We start from the raw sequence: 18,143 nt of genomic DNA on the forward strand, positions 1-18,143 counted from the left end.
ATCCCTCACCCACCCGCAAGGACAAAACGCAGCCCGGATGCCCGGTTTGGTTTCTCCCGCACAAATGATTAATATAACAAAAAAACGGCTCCTCCACAACCTTTGCCATACAGCTGCCTAATTACACCGACACCCTTATCGTCTGCTTCGGAAGATTATGAAATACGTGCTGCGAGCCCGTATGCATCATCCCGCAACGCGGATGCGAAGCATCAGATGCACAAACTCCGGCGAAAGGAGCTGTGATCCGCTTCCAAAATTTTTGTAACCAAATTGCAATGTTAATTTCATCTGGCATTAATGTTCGGCGCCTATAATAATAGTCGACCCCCTTTTTGATATATAAATCACTTAGCCCCACAGCCGCGCAGGCTTGTGGGGCTCTTTCTTTTCCGCATAGCCTACTTTGCAGCCGCGTCCTCCAGCTTGGTTCGCATTCGTATCCTGCCCTCTTTCGCAACCATCTGGACTTCACCGTGGCGGTCGGTCCGGTGAACGCTGATCGAGCTTGCCGTTAACCGATCGATCACCTGTGGGCTGGGGTGGCGGTATATGTTATTCACGCCGACCGAGATGACGGCATGCTTCGGCTGCCAAGCCGCTAGCCACTCGAGCGAGGTGGATGTTTTCGATCCGTGATGTGCGATTTTGACCACATCGACCGGACCGATGCCGCTGCCGACGCCGGTTCGCCGTTCCAACTCGGACCATGCCGCAATCACTCTTCGCTCCGCCGCTTGATCCATGTCGCCGGTAAACAGCCAGCGCGTTCCGGCCATTTCCATCAAAAACACGACGGAGCTCGGATTTTGTTTTTTCTCCAGCCTGATATCATTGCTGCCTTCATCCGCTAGCGGCGACAAAAAATGCAGCACCGTCTGCTCCCCGGCTTCAAGCTTATCGCCGGCATTCACTCTCACAAGCTCGGTTCCTTTGTTCAGCGCCGTTTGGAACAACGCTTCCACGGCCGCCCCCGGATTGAGCGTACCGTTAAACAGCAGCCTGCGAACGGGGATTTGCTCCAGCACGGCCTGAAGTCCTCCGTAATGGTCTGCATCCTGATGCGTAAGTACGATTTCGTCGATCGTTTGTACGCCCCGCTTTTTCAATAACGGCACGAGCAATTTCTTCCCTACTTCGTAAGGCTCCTGCCGCTGCTTCCATTCTTCGCCCGGCTTCCGAAACGTAACCGTCCCTCCGCCGTCCACCAGTATCGTATGCCCCCGGCCCAGCGTTCGAATGAGAATGCTGTCCCCTTGCCCAACGTCAAGAAACTGAACCCTTCCTTCCGCTTTACCGGATTCCAGCGAATAACCGAACCATAATAAAACGATGAAGCCGCACACGCTTACCGGCAGGAGCAAACTTCTGTTCATGGCGGACAGCCGGCTTTGCCAGCGGGCTTCCCTGTCGGTATAAAGCATAGGAACGGCCGCACTCGCTACCGTCTCCTGCTCTCTTCGTTCCCGAGCGATATGCACGCACCAACCGATCATCGCCAGAAGGCCGTAATACGATAAAATCCAAACTGGGCTCGGCGTCGGCCATAATGTTTGAAACGCGTCCAGCCGGCTGAACCACTCGACGACGGCAAACAGCAGCGCATTGACTTTGACGACAGCCCACCCGATCCATACGCCCATCGTAGGATACAGAAGCGCCGAGAGCATGGCCACCGTTCCGACAGGCATAACAAACGTACTAAAGACGGGAACAATAATGAAGTTGGCCGCCAGCGACAGCAGCGAGAATTGGTTGAAATAATAGATGGAGATCGGAAAAGATATGAGCTGCGCCACCACTGTAATCGACAGGGCGTCTCTGAGTTTTTTTTGCGACATGGGCAGCATTTTGTTCATTTGCGGAACGCCGAGCATGATGCCGAGCGTGACCAGATAAGATAGCTGGAAGCTGACATCGACCAAGTAGTAAGGATCCCAAATCAGCATCCCTAATCCGGCGATAAAAGCGATATTCATCCCGTCTTTCATCCGGTTCCGGTAGGCCGCGTACAATGCGATCATGGCCATGATTCCTGCGCGGACAATGGAAGGCGACGCTCCCGTCACCATAATATACAACGGGACCAGCGCAATCGCGGTCATCAAATACGATTCCCGGGTCATTCCGAGCTTGCGCAGCACCCAGAGAATGCAAGCCAGGAAAATCGCCACATTAAGCCCCGAGATGGCAATAATATGCGTCAAGCCGAGACGGGAAAAGCGGTCGAATTGCAGCGGATCGATCTCGTCCGTCAACCCGATCAGCATGCCTTTCATAAACCCGTTTTGTTCCGGCGGGAACAGCAGCTCTACTTTGTCTGCAAGCAAGCCGCGGAACCGGTCGTTCCAGTGCAGCGGCAACCACGTTCCCCACTTGTCCGGCGGCGTGACGTTGACGGAACCGAGTCCTTTGACCGTCAACTGCCAGTGAATATGCTTGTAGTATAAATACTTGCGGTAATCGAAGCCGCCAAAGTTGCGCGCAACGGAAGGCTGCTTGATCGTTCCGCTCAGTTCGATCCGGTCTCCCCTTTGCCACTCTTTCGCAGTGTCTTGTTCCGTCTTTTTCAGCAGCCGGACGGATACGATCAACCGTTCCTTTTTCGAGGGGACAAGCATGTTATTCGAGCTCGCGTCCGCGGCACGACCGACGCCAACCCGCTCCGTGCCGGGGGATTCTTCCATCCCCTGTGACCCGCTTTCTGCTGCCGCCTCGGCGTCGTCTCGGTCGACTGTGTCTCCGGGCACCGCATCCGTTTTTGCACCTGCTCCGTCCTCCCCGCCGATCGCCTCCGCTTCTATCTGAAAGCTGACGCGATCGCCGTCCACCTCTACCGTCGATACGATGGTTCCGCGGACCCTTACTTCCGGTTCCGCATCCGCCGGCAGCGGCAGCGCTGTCTTGTTACGTCCATCATAGTGGCCGAAGATGCCTGCGGCGGCAGCGACGATCAGCAGTGCTGCGATCACGGATTTCCCCCGAGGCTTGTACATCAGGACCATGCAGCACGCTAGCCCCGCTCCCATGCTGAGATAAAGATTCAATACCTCCGCTTGCCAAACCAGGGCAAGCATGTAGCCCAGTATCCAGCAGACGGCAATGCCGACGATCGGCCTTTCGTTCATTGTTTCGCGCCTCCTTCCGCATACGAAAAAGAACCTCTACTTGCCAACGGGCAACTAGAGGTTCTTCCTCAAGGTTCAAAGATTCAATTGTGCACTTCGGTAAGCGTTCCATGCGGCGGTTCGTAGCCGGTCAAGCTTCGGAACTTGATATGCCGTTGTTCCATCAAGGCGCTTACCTTCTCGCTATCTTTCGGATACGAGCGATGGAATACGATCTCCACGATGCCGCTGTTCGCGAGCATGTTCGCACAAGTCCAGCAAGGCTGGTCGGTTACGTATACGACGGAGCCTTCCCGGTCTTTCCGGTCCGTGAACAGCAGCAAATTTTGTTCCGCATGAATCGTGCGAATGCACCTCTGCTTCTTGATCATCCGCTCGGCTCCGGATTCCGTGACCGCTTCGAACTCCTCCACGAGCATGCAGCCCGCTTCCGAGCAGTCGGGCACGCCCATCGGCGCGCCGTTATACGCCGTTCCGAGCAGTTTTTTCCCTTGCACAAGCACGGCGCCCACATGACGACGTCCGCACTGCGATCGGGTCGATGCCATGTATGCCATATCCATAAAGTAAGTGTCCCAATCTTTGCGCGCTATCATCGTACAAGCGCTCCTTACTGCTGGCTCGCCTGGATCGCTTGACCCAAGTCATGCAGTATATCGTCGATCGATTCCGTTCCGATGGACAACCGGATCATGCCCGGCGTCACGCCCGCTTTCACTTGCTCCTGCTCCGTAAGCTGCTGGTGGGTCGTGCTGGCCGGATGAATGATCAGCGACTTCGAATCGCCGACGTTGGCCAGATGGGAGAACAGCTTCACATTGTTGATCACTTTACGCCCCGCATCGACGCCGCCTTTAATTTCGAACGTCAGGATTGCGCCCTGCCCCTTCGGCAAATATTTTTGGGCCAACTCATACGAGGAATGGCTCGGAAGTCCGGAATAGTTGACCCACGCGACCGCTTCATTGCTTTCCAGAAATTGAGCGACCTTCAGTGCATTGGAGCTGTGACGCTCCATCCGCAGGTGCAGCGTTTCCAGGCCTTGCAGCAGAAGGAACGAGTTGAACGGGGAAATAGCGGCGCCCATATCTCTCAACAGCTGTACGCGTGCTTTGATGATGTAAGCGACCGGTCCGACCGCATCCGAATACACTACGCCATGGTAGCTCGGGTCCGGCGTTGTCAGACCTTGGAATTTGCCGCTCGCTTTCCAGTCGAAGCGTCCGCCGTCCACGATCACGCCGCCGATGGAAGTTCCATGGCCGCCGATGAATTTTGTAGCGGAATGAACGACGATATCCGCGCCATGCTCAATCGGACGGCACAGGTACGGGCTCGGGAATGTATTGTCGACAATGAACGGGATTTGATGCTCGTGCGCAACCGCCGCAATCGCCGCGATATCGATCACATCCCCCCGCGGGTTGCCGATCGTCTCAGCGTATACCGCTTTCGTCTTCGGTGTAATTGCCTTGCGGAAATTTTCCGGATCGCTCGGATCGACGAAATGAACCTTGATGCCGAGCTTGAGCAGCGTAATCGCAAATAAGTTGTATGTACCGCCGTACAGGTTGGTGGAGGAAACGATCTCGTCTCCGGCTTCCGCAATGTTCAGAATGGAGTACGTAATCGCCGCTTGACCGGATGCGGTAGCCAGCGCCGCCAGGCCGCCTTCCATCGCCGCGACTCTCTTCTCGAACACGTCGGTCGTCGGGTTCATGATGCGGCTGTAAATATTGCCGAACTCTTTCAATGCAAACAGGTTGGCCGCATGATCCGTATCGCGGAACCCGTAAGAGGTCGTCTGGTATAAAGGCACTGCACGAGACATAGTGGTCGGATCGATTTCTTGGCCGGCATGGACGGCTAACGTTTCGAGAGCAAGCTTGCGTTCTTCTGACATGTGGTGCGCCTCCTTGAAAAATAACATGATTTGGAATAAATCTGTTACTATTTTCGCATATTTATCAGGAAAACGAAAGCGTTGTCTATGAAAAGCTTTAAAGTGATAGAGAATGGCTTGGTGTACGCTGCTTTTTGCTTGAGAACTTCCGCCTCGTGGGATCAGAGTGTCATCAGCCGGATACGATACTCAAGCAAGCATATGGGGATAAGCCCCTCGTCCTTCCGAAAGCTAAACCAGCTGCCATGATTCGAATTGTACCCTCTTTCTTGCATTCTTGACATGACCGCGGAGTTGCATTTAAACTTAAAGCTGCAGTACAAAAATCTATGAAGAGGCGGGAAGCAAATGTTCTTTTTATCGACTGTTCTAATTCGGAAATTGGCTTAAACGGGAGAAGTCTGCCCATTTTTAAGGTTAAGCCAGCCGAAGAACAGAAGATAAAGAACTCTAACCCTCTCTTGCGACGATATATTGTCATGGGTAAGGCGAGTTCGCCTTACCCATTTTTCATGAAACGACGGTAAACTAACAATAGAAAATGAGCTTTATTTGCTGTTCCTCCGGTTGGCTTCCATCAGAAAGCTAAAGGAGAGAACGACATGAGTATCGTATCCGTAGAACAGGTGACACACACGTATGGAGATAAACAAATTTTTAGACACATCAGCTTTCGGCTGCTTCGCGGAGAGCATGCCGGCCTGGTCGGAAGCAACGGGGCCGGAAAATCGACGCTGCTGCGCATATTGTCAGGGGAGCTGATCCCCGACGCGGGAACGGTCGCTTGGCTTCCCCATGTAAAAGTCGGCGTCCTGCAGCAGCATATCGATTTGAAAGCCGGAACGACGGTGATGCAAGCTTTGCAAGGTGCTTTTGCGCATTTGTACGAAACGGAGCAAAACCTGTTTCGCACGGCCGAAGCCATGGCTTCAGCGGACCAGGATCAGGAGCGGCTGTTAGCCCAGTATGGGGAGCTGCAAAACCGTCTGGAGCATGCGGGCTTTTATCAACTGGATGCGAAAATCGAAGAGGTGGCCTCGGGGCTCGGCATTTTGCAGTTCGGCCGCGATCGGGATATCCGTCAGCTCAGCGGAGGGCAGCGTACGAAGCTGCTGCTGGGCAAGCTGCTGCTCGAAGAACCGGATGTGCTGCTGCTCGACGAGCCGACCAACTATTTGGACGACGCGCATATCGAATGGCTGATCGGCTATTTGAAGCGATACGAGCAGGCTTACCTGGTCGTATCACATGACGAACGGTTTTTGAACGAAGTGACGTCTTCGACGTTTCACCTGGAGCATCAAACGATCAAACGTTACACCGGCAATTACGCTGCGTTTCGAAGCGGTTATGAGCAAAGCAGGCAGCAAATCCAAACCGCCTATGACCGGCAGCAAAAAGAAATCGGCAGACTGGAGCAATTTATACAGAAGAACCGGGTTCGAAAAGCGAAGCAAGCGAAAAGCCGGGAGAAAACATTGGATAAAATGACCCGGATCGATAAGCCGGTGTCCTCACCGCCTCCCCGGTTTACGTTCCCGTTTCAAGCGGGTCCTTCCACCCGGGTGGCGGAGGCAAAGCAAATTCGCGTCGGTTACGATATGCCGCTGTTCGGTCCGCTGGATCTGCAAATTAACCGTGGAAATAAAATTGCGATTGTCGGCTCTAACGGCATCGGCAAATCGACGATGCTGAAAACGCTGCTGGGCCATCTCAAGCCGCTGAGCGGCACCGTACGGCTCGGCGAACGCGTACAAGCGGCTTACTACGCCCAGGAACGGGTCACTTCCAGCGAGACGCCGCTTGAGAAAGTCGCTTCGTTTCGTCCGGATCTGACACTAAAAGAAATTCGGCAAAAGCTGGCGTTTGCCGGGCTGACCGACAAACATATTCGACAACCGATCGATTCGTTAAGCGGCGGCGAACAGGCAAAAGTTCGTCTATGCGAGCTAACCGTGACGGACAGCAACGTTCTTGTATTGGACGAACCGACGAACCATCTGGATGCCCGAGCCAAAGAAGCGTTGAAGGAGGCGTTAAAAAAATACCCGGGAACGATACTGCTCGTTTCGCATGAGCCGGCCTTTTATGAGGATTGGGTTACCGATATTTGGCAAGTCGAGGATTGGTACGGACAATAAAAAAAGGATATTGCAGGCTGCCGGGATCGGCAGCCTGCTTTACTGTGTCGCCTCAAGGCCCCAAAGTAACGAGGGGCGCAATTTTGGACAACATTTTCTCTCCGATTCCTTTGACCTCCAACAGCTGCTCCACCGAAGTAAACTTGCCGCCAAGCTTTTGCCTTATTGCAATAATCGCCTGGGCGCGGCTGGGACCGATACCCGGAAGCTCGTCGAGCTGCTCGGCCGTCGCCGTGTTTAAATTAATTTTTCCTGCCTGGGACGTTCCTTTAATCTCCGACAGTGGCGTCTGCTTATCCTCCGGCTCAGCCGGCGGTCCAGTGGGCGCATTCTCGGGCGTTCCTTTCGCATCGGCAGGCTTCGCCGGCTCGTTCTTGGGCTGCGCCTCCTTCGCATTCGCTGTCGGAGCCGGCGCCGCTTTGGCCGCCGCCTCTTTCCCGCTGCCGCTTGCTTTCGCGCCCGCTTGCCGCTCCTCTGTTTGCTGCTGCAACAGCGCTCGCATTTCCTCGTCGGCGCTTTTGAAACCCATCGAAGCTTCGTTAGGCGCCCATGGCCGCCACAGCAGCACGCAGCAAATCAGGCCAAACGCCAAAAAGACGGCGAAATTCATCAATCCTTTGCTCATCCACAACCTCCCATATCCAATGAATTGGAATATCATGCATAAATTCGATTCAAGCTCATATAATTGAAAAAGCTGCGATCAACTCAGGGGGGATGGTTATGCGTGTAGGAATGATTGGAACAGGCAGCATGGGCAGTGTTCTCATCGAAGCGTTCATCCGGTCCGGCGCTCTAAATCCGGACCAAATGCTTGTGACTAACCGCACGATCAGCAAAGCCGAGCTTCTGGCGGATAGCTATCCGGGCCTTCAGGTTGCCCTCTCCAATAAGGAAGTCGCATCCCTTACCGAGCTGCTGTTTATATGCGTCAAGCCCCTTGAATTCAAAACGGTCATCGAAGAGATTCGTGCGGACATATCGCCTTCCAAACTTCTCATCTCCATCACGAGTCCGGTGTTGCTCAGACATTTGGAAGATCAGCTTCCCTGCAAAATCGCTAAAGTGATTCCGAGCATCACAAATTACGTACTGAGCGGCGCCACATTATGCATATACAGCGACCGTTGCATGCCGGAGGACAAGGAACGGCTTGAAAATTTATTGTCCCACATCAGCAGCCCGCTTCGGGTGTCCGAGCAATTTACCCGGATTTCCTCGGATCTTTCAAGCTGCGGACCGGCGTTTCTCGCCTATTTTATTCAAAAGTTCGTGGAAGCGGCCGTGGAGGAAACGGGCATATCCGAGGAAGAAGCAACCGTCCTCGCCAGCGAGATGCTGCTTGGCACCGGCAAACTGCTCACTACCGGAGGCTTCACGCCCGCCTCGCTCCAGAAGCGGGTCGCCGTTCCGGGCGGCATTACGGCCGAAGGACTCCGACTAATGGAAAAAGAGCTGCACGGGGTCTTTCACGACCTGATCCGCACAACTCATGCAAAATATAATGAAGATGTGGAAAAAGTAGAAAGCCGGCTATTCGGAACGAAGGTCGATTAACGCGATGCTTTCACGTTTTTCCGTATGAACCGCACAGAGCGCTGGACTGCTGTGCGGTTATTTATATTTTTACCCTGCTACGATATTGACGAGCTTGCCTTTCACCGTAATGACTTTACGCACCGTTTTGCCGGCGATGGCATCCTTCACTTTGCCGAGTCCCATCGCGAGCTCCTGCATCGTCGCTTCGTCCGCATCGGCGGCAACGCTAACGCGCTCCGCGATTTTGCCGTTCACTTGAACGACGATCTCCACTTCGTTGTCGACCGTCCACGCCTCGTCGAATACCGGCCAATCCACATACGATACGGAATTTGTGTGCCCGAGCTTCTCCCACAGCTCTTCCGCCAGATGCGGAGCGAGCGGGGAGAGCATTTGGACGAAGTTTTCCGCGGCCGCCTTCGGCAAACGGTCGGTTTTGTAGGCTTCGTTGACGAAAATCATCAATTGGCTGATCGCCGTATTAAATCGCAGCGCCTCGTAATCCTCCGTTACTTTCTTGATCGTGCGGTGCCAAATCCGCTTGAACGACTCGCTGCCCAAATTCTCTTCTGCACCGATCTTCGGGCTGAGCGTTCCGTCTTCCTGCACGAACAATCGCCATACCCGGTTCAGGAAGCGGTACGTGCCCTCCACCCCGTTTGTATTCCATGGCTTTGTCGCTTCCAGCGGTCCCATGAACATTTCGTACATCCGCAGCGTATCGGCACCGAACTCATTCACGATTTCGTCCGGATTGATGACGTTGCCGCGCGATTTGCTCATTTTCTCCATATTTTCACCGAGAATCATGCCTTGATTCACCAGCTTGTAGAACGGCTCCTTCGTATCGACGACGCCGATATCGTACAATACTTTATGCCAGAAGCGCGCATACAACAGGTGAAGCACCGCGTGCTCGGCGCCGCCGATGTACAGATCGACCGGCAGCCATTTGCGCTGCAGCTCCGGCGAACAAAGCGCCTTATCGTTCTTCGGATCGATGAAGCGCAAGTAATACCAGCAGCTGCCCGCCCATTGCGGCATCGTGTTCGTCTCACGGCGCGCTTGCATGCCCGTCTCCGGATCGACCGTGTTCACCCAATCGGTTACGTTCGCAAGCGGCGACTCGCCGGTGCCCGAAGGCTGAATGGCGTCAACGTCTGGCAAGAGCAGCGGAAGCTGATCTTCCGGAACGGTCTTCATCGTGCCGTCCTCCAGATGAAGAATCGGAATCGGCTCGCCCCAGTAGCGTTGGCGGCTGAACAGCCAGTCGCGCAGCCGGTACGTCACTTTGCCTTGACCCTTGCCGTTCTCCTCCAGCCACTCAATCATTTTGCCGATCGCTTGTTCGGTGTTCAAACCGTTCAGGAAGCCGGAATTGACGTGCTCTCCGTCGCCGGCGTACGCTTCTTTACTCAATTCGCCGCCCTGCACCACTTCAATGATCGGAATGTCGTATTGTTTCGCGAATTCCCAATCTCGCTGGTCGTGGCCCGGCACCGCCATAATCGCGCCCGTACCGTATCCGGCCAGCACGTAGTCGGCAATCCAGATCGGCGTCTTCTCGCCGTTGACCGGATTGATCGCGTAAGCGCCGGTAAACACGCCGGTCTTTTCCTTCGCCAAATCGGTCCGCTCCAGATCGCTCTTGCGCGCCGCGCGTTCCTGGTACTCCTTCACCGCCGCGGATTGCTCCGGCGTCGAGATGCGTTCCACCAGTTCATGTTCCGGCGCCAGTACGCAGTACGTTGCGCCGAACAGCGTGTCGGGCCGCGTCGTGAATACTTTCAAGCTGTCACCGTCATGCCCTTCGATGGCAAACGTCACTTCCGCGCCTTTGGACTTGCCGATCCAGTTGCGCTGCATATCTTTGATGCTTTCCGACCAGTCCAGCTCCTCCAAATCTTCGAGCAGCCGTTCCGCATATTCGGTAATTCTCAAAATCCATTGGCGCATCGGTTTGCGAATGACCGGATGGCCGCCGCGTTCGCTCAAGCCGTCGATGACTTCCTCGTTAGCAAGCACCGTGCCCAGCGCGGGACACCAGTTGACCGGAACTTCGTCGACGTAGGCGAGTCCTTTTTTATAGAGCTGGATGAAAATCCATTGCGTCCATTTATAGTAGTCCGGATCCGTCGTGCTGATTTCGCGATCCCAGTCGTAGGAAAATCCGAGCGACTTGATTTGACGGCGGAAGTTATTAATATTTTTCACCGTAATATCCCGGGGATGCTGTCCCGTATCGAGCGCATGCTGTTCCGCCGGCAAACCGAAAGCGTCCCACCCCATCGGATGAAGCACGTTGTAGCCCCGCATTCTCTTGTACCGGGACACGATGTCCGTTGCCGTGTAGCCTTCCGGATGGCCGACATGAAGCCCGGCGCCTGAAGGATACGGGAACATATCCAGCGCATAAAACTTCGGCTTGCTGTCGTCGTCAAGCACTTTAAACGTCTTATGTTCATCCCAATATTGCTGCCATTTCGGCTCAATTACGAGCGGGTTATACCCTTGTTGTACTTTGTTATCGTGCGCCATGATCCAAATGCCTCCTTCAATTCGTAAACAAAAAAAGCCCTCGCCTCTAGCTTGCGCTAGGGACGAGAAGCTTCGGATTCCCGTGGTACCACCCTAGTTGACGGCAGGCATGCTTTGCCTGCGTCCACTCGAACCCCTTAACGCGGGGTCACGATCCGGCTGGGATCTTCCAATCCGTCACCTTCTGGCTCCTGGACGAGTTCGCTTTGCCATTTACCGGTTTCCACCTGTGCCACCGGCTCTCTGAAAAAGGGCGTAAAAGCTACTACTTCCTGTCACAGCCTTGTAAATGTATCCAACTTTACACATCATTATATGAAAAAGCACTCCCTGCTGTCAAGTCCATAACCCATTGCCATGCCATTGTCATTTCTGCATGACGGAATGCTGCTGCGGTTTAAGGACCGTCTCTTTTGGCCATACTGATGCTGCAGTTGCTCCATTGCAGCCGCCCAGCACGTTACGACAAAGGAGTCGGTTTCCATGAAAGGCTTGATCAACGGGATCGCGCTCTCGATTCCGCTTTGGGGCATGATTTTATGCTTGATTCAGTTGCTATTGCGTCTTCGCTGAACGATTCGCCCCAATGAAACGGCTTCTATTTCACCGCAAGAAAAAACGCCCGTTCCGTGTCCTCCGACGGCTTTTTCCAATAAAAATCCGCATAGCACGATATATCCCGGAAACCTGCGCGCCGCAGCATCTCCTCCACCCGAACGATCGGGTACGCCCGCTGTACGTGGACTTCCTCAATTCGTTGAAAGCGCTCCGTGAGCGCATCGTCCGAACCGGTTTCGCTGTCTCCTTCGCGAAAAAAGATCGTGAGCGCATGCTCGATCTCGCATCGCGACGAATCGAAATCGCTTGTCCAAATGTAGGCGATATCTTCTTCGTTCAATAAAAACGGCTGCGACTCCGCATAATTGTGGAGCTGCAATGGCGTATGCATGTCAAACAGGAACACGCCTCCTTCGGCAAGCCCTTCATACGTCCGCTTAAATGCCTGCGCCCAGTCGTCTTCCTCCAGCAAATAATTAAAGCAATCGCAAAAGGAGATGACCGCATCGGCCGGACGCCCGATGTCCCACTCCCGCATATCCTGCTGCAACCATTGTACGCTGCCCCCGGCCAGAAAAGGCGTTCTCCGCTGTTCGGCGGCCGCTTTCTGATCCGCGATCGCAAGCATGTCCTCCGATAAATCAATGCCAATTACTTCATAGCCTTGCTTCGCCAGTGGAATAGCCGTACTGCCGGTACCGCATCCGAGGTCCACGACCGTTCGCGGCGAACCGTATTTGTCCCAGCATTGGCGGGCAAACCGGACCCAATCGTCATACGGCATGTCTTCCATGAGCCGGTCGTACAAATATGAAAACTGCTGATAAGCCATCCGGATTCGTCTCCTTAATCAAAATGAAGGCCGGGACCGAATCGATTTCATTCGGTAACCGGCTGAGCATCTTCGCGCTTATTTAAATAGGTCCAACTGCCTTCCTGAGTAATCAGCCCTTCTCTCATCAGCTTGCCGATCGCGCGCTTAAACGCCGATTTGCTCATCCCGAAGCGCTGGCTAATCAGATCGGCCGGCGTTTCATCGGAGTAGGGCATCGCTCCGTTCGGCCGCTCCCGCAGGAAGGCGAGCAGCTTCTCGGAATCTTCGTCGCGGCTGACCTCTTTGCGTTCGCGCATCGACAAATTGACATTGCCATCCTCGCGGACAAAGGTCACGCGTGCCTGCACCTGTTCCCCAAGACGAAGCAGCCTTGTCCGTTCGGTCGAATGAATCATGCCGATCGCTCCAAAACCGAGCACTCCGCCTTCGCAAACGACGAACGTTCCCATCTGCAGCGGCTTGTACACCCGCGCCTCGATCCGAAGGTTTTTCCAACTGGACGGCGCTTGGAAGCACAGCGGCTTCAGCTCTTCCTCTCCGGCCAGCCTGGCAACCAGACGACCTTGGCGGTCGTGAGCGAGCACGACGAACACTTTGTCTCCTACGACGGGACGAAGCTCCTTGAGCTCGGGCAGCTCTCGAAACGGCAAGAGCAAATGCCGCCCAAGTCCCATCTCGAGAAAACAGCCGAAGCGCGGATGGATGTCCATCACCTCAAGCAGCGCCACCTGCCCGAGCGTAATGAGCGGCTTCCGCATGGTTGCTGCCAACCGGTCTTCCGTGTCGTAAAATAAAAACACGTCCACGTCGTCGCCCGGCTTAATTTTGTCCGTTGCTTCGCTATAATGCAGCAGCACGTCCACCGTACCGTCCGTCAAAAAATAACCGTACGGCGATACTTCTCTTGCCGCTTTCAGTCTTGTAAACGTCCCGGCTTCAAGCTTCATACCCGCTCGACCACTTTCGCGTCGGACCACAGACGCTCGATATTGTAATATTCCCGGTCATCCCGATGGAACACATGAGCCACGACGTCGCCCATGTCAACCAGGACCCAACGGGCCGTGTCCATCCCTTCCAAGCCTCGAATGCGCGCCCCATGCTCCTCCGCACGTTTACGGATTTCGGTCGCAATAGCCTGTACCTGCGTTTCGGAATTCCCGTGACAGATGACGAAGTAATCGGAAATAAGCGAAATTCCTTGAAGATTCAGCGCGATCAGGTTCATTGCTTTTTTGTCTTCGGCCGCATCGACGACGATGGACATGAGATCGTCCGGTTGAATGGTCATTAGGTTTCCTCCCAAATATAAATTACATTGCTTCTTGCTGCTCCAGTTCCTCCAGCAGTCCGTTGCGTGCTTCGAGCGTGAGCGGATATATTTTTCTGCCTTTGTCCAGCAGAAAACGAATTGTTCCGTCAAAACCGGCGAGCAAAGCTCTCTCTAGACTATGTTCGGCGGTTTCGCGAATATTATTCACGCCGGGAAAATCGCGTCCCGGCTCCATATAATCGGCGAGACAAACGACCTTGTCCAGAAGCGTCATTCGGCGGCGCCCCGACGTATGATAACGGATCGCATTGAGCACCTCTTCGTCGATAACACCATAGCGGTTGGAAGCGATCCATGCTCCCGCATGCGCATGCCATAATTCTTTATCGTAATCGAGCAGATCCGCCGGAAGCCCGTTTTCGCGAATAATTTGCGCCTGCTCGTCAACGCGCCAGTACTTGCACACATCATGCAGAATCGCCGCCATTTCCGCCTTCACCGGGTCGGCCCCGAAACGTTCCGCAAGAATAACCGCCGTTTCCATCACGCCTTCGGTATGTGTCCAGCGCTGCTGCGGCATTTGCGATCGCACGGATTCGATCAGTTGTTCACGATTCATATAACCGGTTCACCTCGATATAATCGTTTACCCGATCCGGCACCATGTAACGCACCGGCCGTCCGGCCGCGCGGCGCTCCCGGATCCGGGTGGAAGACAAATCGATTTGCGGCATCTTCACCATCATCAGCGATTCGCGGATCGACGGCGGGAGCTCAGTAAAGCCGGGATCGAAACCCGGGCGTTCCAAGCCGACGAAGGTTACCAGCTTAACCAATTCTTCGATCTTATACCATTTGGGTAAATACCGTACCATGTCAGCCCCGATAATATAATAAAAATGATGACTGGGATACTGCCGTCTGAGCAAGGTTACGGTATCGATGCTGTAAGAAACGCCGCCCCTGCGAAGCTCGATGTCGGTCGTTCGAAACATCGGATGGCTTTCCACGGCAAGGTTCGTCATCTCCCAGCGCTGCTGCGCCGTAGCCCCCGGCGCCGCCTCTTTATGAGGCGGCACATTGACCGGCATAAACCAAACCTCGTCGAGTCCCGCTTGTTCGCAAACGCTTTGCGCAGCCAGCAAATGACCGATATGTATCGGATCAAAGGTGCCCCCCATTAGGCCGACCTTCATCCTGCTCACCTCTTTTTAGACCGGCAGCTCGATCGTTTTATGATCCCTGGATTCCTTATACAGCACAATCGTCTTGCCGATGACTTGCACGAGCTCGGCTTCCGCGCCGTCTGCAAGCTGCTGCGCCACTTCATTGCGGTCGTCCATATTGTTGTTCAATATCGATACTTTAATCAACTCTCTTACCTCGATCGCTTCATTGATGTGCCGGATCAAATGATCGTTCACTCCGCCTTTGCCGACTTGGAAAATCGGATTCAAATGATGAGCCATCGAGCGCAAGTGCCTTTTTTGTTTGCCTGTTAGCATGCTGACTGTTCTACCTCTATTCGTATAAAATGATCTTGAAGCGAAACAGAACCGTCCTAATGAGACGATTCCGCAAAAGATTGTACTACCGCTTCCCGCATGGCTTCGATCGGCGCGGGCTGCCCCGTCCAATACTCAAACGCGTAAGCGCCTTGGTAAATAAACATCCCCAGCCCGCTGTGTATCGTCGCACCGCGAAGGTCGCGCGCTTCGCGCAAAAAACGGGTCAATGGCGGCGTGTACACCAGATCGCTGACAACGGTACCGGTGCGAATAAGCGACGTATCCATCGGGACTTCGTCCACGTTCGGGTACATTCCGACCGACTTGTTATTTACGATCAATACCGCTTCGTCGCATATTCGGGCAACCTCGTCCATCCCAATAGCCGATACGCTGCAAAAGGAGGACATCGAACGTGCGAGCTCTTCCGCCTTTTCTCTTGTACGGTTCTCAATGTACATGTGCTCTATGCCTTCTTTGGCAAGCGCGTAACCTACGCCTCGGGCCGCGCCGCCGGCCCCGATCATAAGCACTTTCCGTCCTTTTAATTCGACGCCCGTTTCTTCCTTCAAGGAACGGACATAGCCGATGCCGTCCGTATTATAGCCGATCAACCGCCCGTTGTCGTTGACGATCGTGTTGACGGCGCCAATGACGCGCGCGCCTTCATCGATTTCATCCAAATAGGACATGACCTCGATTTTATGCGGGATCGTTACGTTCACCCCGCGAAATTGCAGCGCCCGAATCCCGGCGATCGCGTCCTTTAGCGTCCCCGGCAAAATATGAAACGCGGCATAGGCCGCATTCAAACCGGCGACCTCAAAGGCGCGATTCAACATGATCGGCGACTTGGAGTGACGCACCGGATCACCGAATACACCGTAAAGAATCGTATGACTGTCCAGCTTGTGCTTCCCCATTCCTCTCTCCCTTTCCCCGTTACTCTACTAGGAGCGAATGCTTCCAACGACCCGCAAGTCTAAATAAGCGATTCCCGCACGGCCACTTTGACTCCTTTGGGTACATGAACGGCCAGTTCCGCGCCGGCATTGCTGTTCACTTTGATCCACCCGAGACCGGAGATCGATACGTCCAATTCGCTGCCCTTCGGAATCCGGATCGCGTGCTTCGTCAGCTTGGGCAATTCGTCCAAATCCGCTTTCGCCGGAGGCGCCAGCAATTCTCCCTTATGCTCGGCGTACAGCTCATCCGCCCGTTCCAGCTTCGTGCGGTGGGCCGTGATGGCATTCGATACGTAAAAAGTAAACGACTGACGCTCACCTTGAATGAAATCGAAACGCGCCAGGCTGCCGAAAAATATCGTCTGCCGTTCATTCAACTGGAACACCATCGGTTTGACAGGGCCTCCGGGCATCAGTTTCATCAAATCTTTCTTATTGACCAGCTCGGTTAGACGGTGCTTGTATACAATGCCCGGCGTATCAATAATCGACGATCCGTCATCCATAGGGATGCGCACCAAATCGAGCGTCGTCCCCGGATATTGCGAAGTCGTCAGCTCGGCATCCAGATCGCTGTAATCGTGTATAAGCCGGTTAATCAGCGTCGACTTGCCGACGTTGGTTGCGCCGACCACATAAATATCGCGGCCGCGCCGGTGCTGATCGAGCACTTCGATGACGCGTTCAAAGCCCATATTTTTTTTGGCGGAACAGAGAACGACCTCCACCACTTTCAGCCCCGCTTCTTTGGCTTGACGCTGCACCCAGTTCACGATTCGATTGTAATTGGTGACCTTAGGCAGCAAATCGATTTTGTTCACGACGAGGACAATCGGGTTATTCCCGACAAAACGGGGCAATCCCGATATCATGCTGCCTTCAAAATCGAATAAATCAACGATATTGACGACGAGCGATTGCGTTGCGCCGACATGGGTCAACAGCTTCAGGAAATCGTCCTGATTCAACGTGATGCCCGACGCTTCGTTATAATTTTTGATGCGGAAACATCGCTGGCATATGACCGGCTCCCGCGACATCGCTTTTTCCGGCGCATAACCGAGACGCGCCGCATCCTCGTGCTGGAGCAGCACGCCGCATCCCGCGCAGCGGGTGTCCGCGGTTGTGGTATCTTTACTGGCTGACATACATTCCCTACCTTTTCATCATAATCCGGGCGGCTTTCTCCAGCCTTCGGTTCACTTTCGTAAAAAAACCTTCATCTATGGGAGAAATCGGCTGCACCAGTATCGTATACAGTCCCATTCGATTGCCTCCAAGCACATCGGTCAGCATTTGGTCTCCAATGACAACCGTTTGCTCCGCTTTCAAATTCATGATGTGCAGCGCCCTGCGAAAAGATGCATTGGTCGGTTTTTTCGCTCTATAAATGAAAGGCAGGGATAGCGGCTCCGCGAATTGGGTGACCCGCTCGCGTTGGTTATTCGAAACGATGACGATCTGAAAGCCTACTTGCCCGACGACCTTGAGCCAATCGATCAGCTCCGGCGTGGCAAGCGGCGCTTTCGCCCCAACCAGCGTGTTATCCAAATCCGTTATAATGCCGCGATATCCCTGCTTGTACAATGCGTGCAGATCAATTTCGTAAATCGAGTTAACCTGTTGTTGCGGAATGAGCTTTTTCAACAAAACGTTCACCTCGTGAATTTGGACGGACCTATATACGTCAAACTATACCATAATTGTCCTTTTTGTTGCAAAAAAGAAAATAGACCGCTGTGAAAGCACGGTCTT

The 18,143-nt window shown here is 54.0% G+C and carries 16 protein-coding genes and 1 other annotated feature; of the genes, 2 read left to right on the plus strand and 14 right to left on the minus strand.

The window, feature by feature from the left end:
• Positions 1 to 401: 401 nt before the first annotated feature.
• From ACFQI7_RS06245 to ACFQI7_RS06255, 3 genes are all read right to left on the minus strand, one after another.
• Positions 402 to 3,128 (minus strand): DNA internalization-related competence protein ComEC/Rec2, encoded by a 2,727-nt coding sequence (locus ACFQI7_RS06245; RefSeq protein ID WP_218098415.1) that lies wholly within the window; start codon positions 3,126 to 3,128, stop codon positions 402 to 404.
• A gap of 83 nt (positions 3,129 to 3,211) precedes the next feature.
• Entirely contained in the window at positions 3,212 to 3,724 is a 513-nt protein-coding gene (locus ACFQI7_RS06250) for a deoxycytidylate deaminase (RefSeq protein ID WP_218098416.1), read from the minus strand.
• 14 nt (positions 3,725 to 3,738) lie between these two features.
• The gene (locus ACFQI7_RS06255; RefSeq protein ID WP_218098417.1) at positions 3,739 to 5,031 is read right to left on the minus strand and encodes a homocysteine synthase; all 1,293 of its coding nucleotides are present in this window, start codon (positions 5,029 to 5,031) and stop codon (positions 3,739 to 3,741) included.
• A 602-nt stretch (positions 5,032 to 5,633) separates the two neighbouring features.
• Here ACFQI7_RS06255 and ACFQI7_RS06260 point away from each other — a divergent pair.
• Positions 5,634 to 7,172, plus strand: coding sequence for an ABC-F family ATP-binding cassette domain-containing protein (locus ACFQI7_RS06260; protein WP_218098418.1), 1,539 nt, complete (start codon positions 5,634 to 5,636; stop codon positions 7,170 to 7,172).
• Between the two features lie 52 nt (positions 7,173 to 7,224).
• Here the strand turns inward: ACFQI7_RS06260 and ACFQI7_RS06265 are convergent, their stop codons facing one another.
• On the minus strand, positions 7,225 to 7,797 hold the full coding sequence (locus ACFQI7_RS06265; RefSeq protein WP_218098419.1) for a ComEA family DNA-binding protein: 573 nt from the start codon (positions 7,795 to 7,797) through the stop codon (positions 7,225 to 7,227).
• A 98-nt stretch (positions 7,798 to 7,895) separates the two neighbouring features.
• Between ACFQI7_RS06265 and comER the strand changes: the two genes are divergently transcribed.
• Complete coding sequence (comER, locus tag ACFQI7_RS06270) at positions 7,896 to 8,729, plus strand: late competence protein ComER (RefSeq protein WP_218098420.1); 834 nt, start codon at positions 7,896 to 7,898, stop codon at positions 8,727 to 8,729.
• Between the two features lie 69 nt (positions 8,730 to 8,798).
• Here the strand turns inward: comER and leuS are convergent, their stop codons facing one another.
• From leuS to ACFQI7_RS06320, 10 genes are all read right to left on the minus strand, one after another.
• Entirely contained in the window at positions 8,799 to 11,249 is a 2,451-nt protein-coding gene (leuS, locus tag ACFQI7_RS06275; RefSeq protein ID WP_218098421.1) for a leucine--tRNA ligase, read from the minus strand.
• Positions 11,250 to 11,304: 55 nt separating this feature from the next.
• Positions 11,305 to 11,537, minus strand: a binding site (T-box leader).
• Between the two features lie 310 nt (positions 11,538 to 11,847).
• Positions 11,848 to 12,639: a class I SAM-dependent DNA methyltransferase gene (locus tag ACFQI7_RS06280; protein WP_218098422.1), complete on the minus strand. Its 792-nt coding sequence runs from the start codon at positions 12,637 to 12,639 to the stop codon at positions 11,848 to 11,850.
• A 47-nt stretch (positions 12,640 to 12,686) separates the two neighbouring features.
• The gene (locus ACFQI7_RS06285) at positions 12,687 to 13,589 is read right to left on the minus strand and encodes a CvfB family protein (protein ID WP_218098423.1); all 903 of its coding nucleotides are present in this window, start codon (positions 13,587 to 13,589) and stop codon (positions 12,687 to 12,689) included.
• Positions 13,586 to 13,933 (minus strand): ribosome silencing factor, encoded by a 348-nt coding sequence (rsfS, locus tag ACFQI7_RS06290; RefSeq protein ID WP_218098424.1) that lies wholly within the window; start codon positions 13,931 to 13,933, stop codon positions 13,586 to 13,588. The genes ACFQI7_RS06285 and rsfS overlap by 4 nt, the downstream gene beginning before the upstream one ends.
• Positions 13,934 to 13,955: 22 nt before the next feature.
• A complete protein-coding gene (gene yqeK, locus ACFQI7_RS06295; RefSeq protein WP_218098425.1) occupies positions 13,956 to 14,534 on the minus strand; it encodes a bis(5'-nucleosyl)-tetraphosphatase (symmetrical) YqeK in 579 nt (192 codons plus the stop codon).
• Entirely contained in the window at positions 14,524 to 15,111 is a 588-nt protein-coding gene (locus tag ACFQI7_RS06300; RefSeq protein WP_218098426.1) for a nicotinate-nucleotide adenylyltransferase, read from the minus strand. The genes yqeK and ACFQI7_RS06300 overlap by 11 nt, the downstream gene beginning before the upstream one ends.
• A gap of 15 nt (positions 15,112 to 15,126) precedes the next feature.
• The gene (gene yhbY, locus ACFQI7_RS06305; RefSeq protein ID WP_218098427.1) at positions 15,127 to 15,420 is read right to left on the minus strand and encodes a ribosome assembly RNA-binding protein YhbY; all 294 of its coding nucleotides are present in this window, start codon (positions 15,418 to 15,420) and stop codon (positions 15,127 to 15,129) included.
• A gap of 56 nt (positions 15,421 to 15,476) precedes the next feature.
• Positions 15,477 to 16,346 carry a shikimate dehydrogenase gene (locus ACFQI7_RS06310; RefSeq protein WP_218098428.1) on the minus strand — a complete coding sequence of 290 codons (870 nt, stop codon included), beginning with the start codon at positions 16,344 to 16,346 and terminating at the stop codon, positions 15,477 to 15,479.
• 59 nt (positions 16,347 to 16,405) lie between these two features.
• Positions 16,406 to 17,536: a ribosome biogenesis GTPase YqeH gene (yqeH, locus tag ACFQI7_RS06315; RefSeq protein ID WP_218098429.1), complete on the minus strand. Its 1,131-nt coding sequence runs from the start codon at positions 17,534 to 17,536 to the stop codon at positions 16,406 to 16,408.
• Positions 17,537 to 17,543: 7 nt separating this feature from the next.
• Positions 17,544 to 18,038 (minus strand): YqeG family HAD IIIA-type phosphatase, encoded by a 495-nt coding sequence (locus tag ACFQI7_RS06320; RefSeq protein WP_218098430.1) that lies wholly within the window; start codon positions 18,036 to 18,038, stop codon positions 17,544 to 17,546.
• Between the last annotated feature and the right edge of the window lie 105 nt (positions 18,039 to 18,143).

The organism is Paenibacillus allorhizosphaerae (genome assembly GCF_042659105.1).
GTDB lineage: Bacteria > Bacillota > Bacilli > Paenibacillales > NBRC-103111 > Paenibacillus_G > Paenibacillus_G allorhizosphaerae.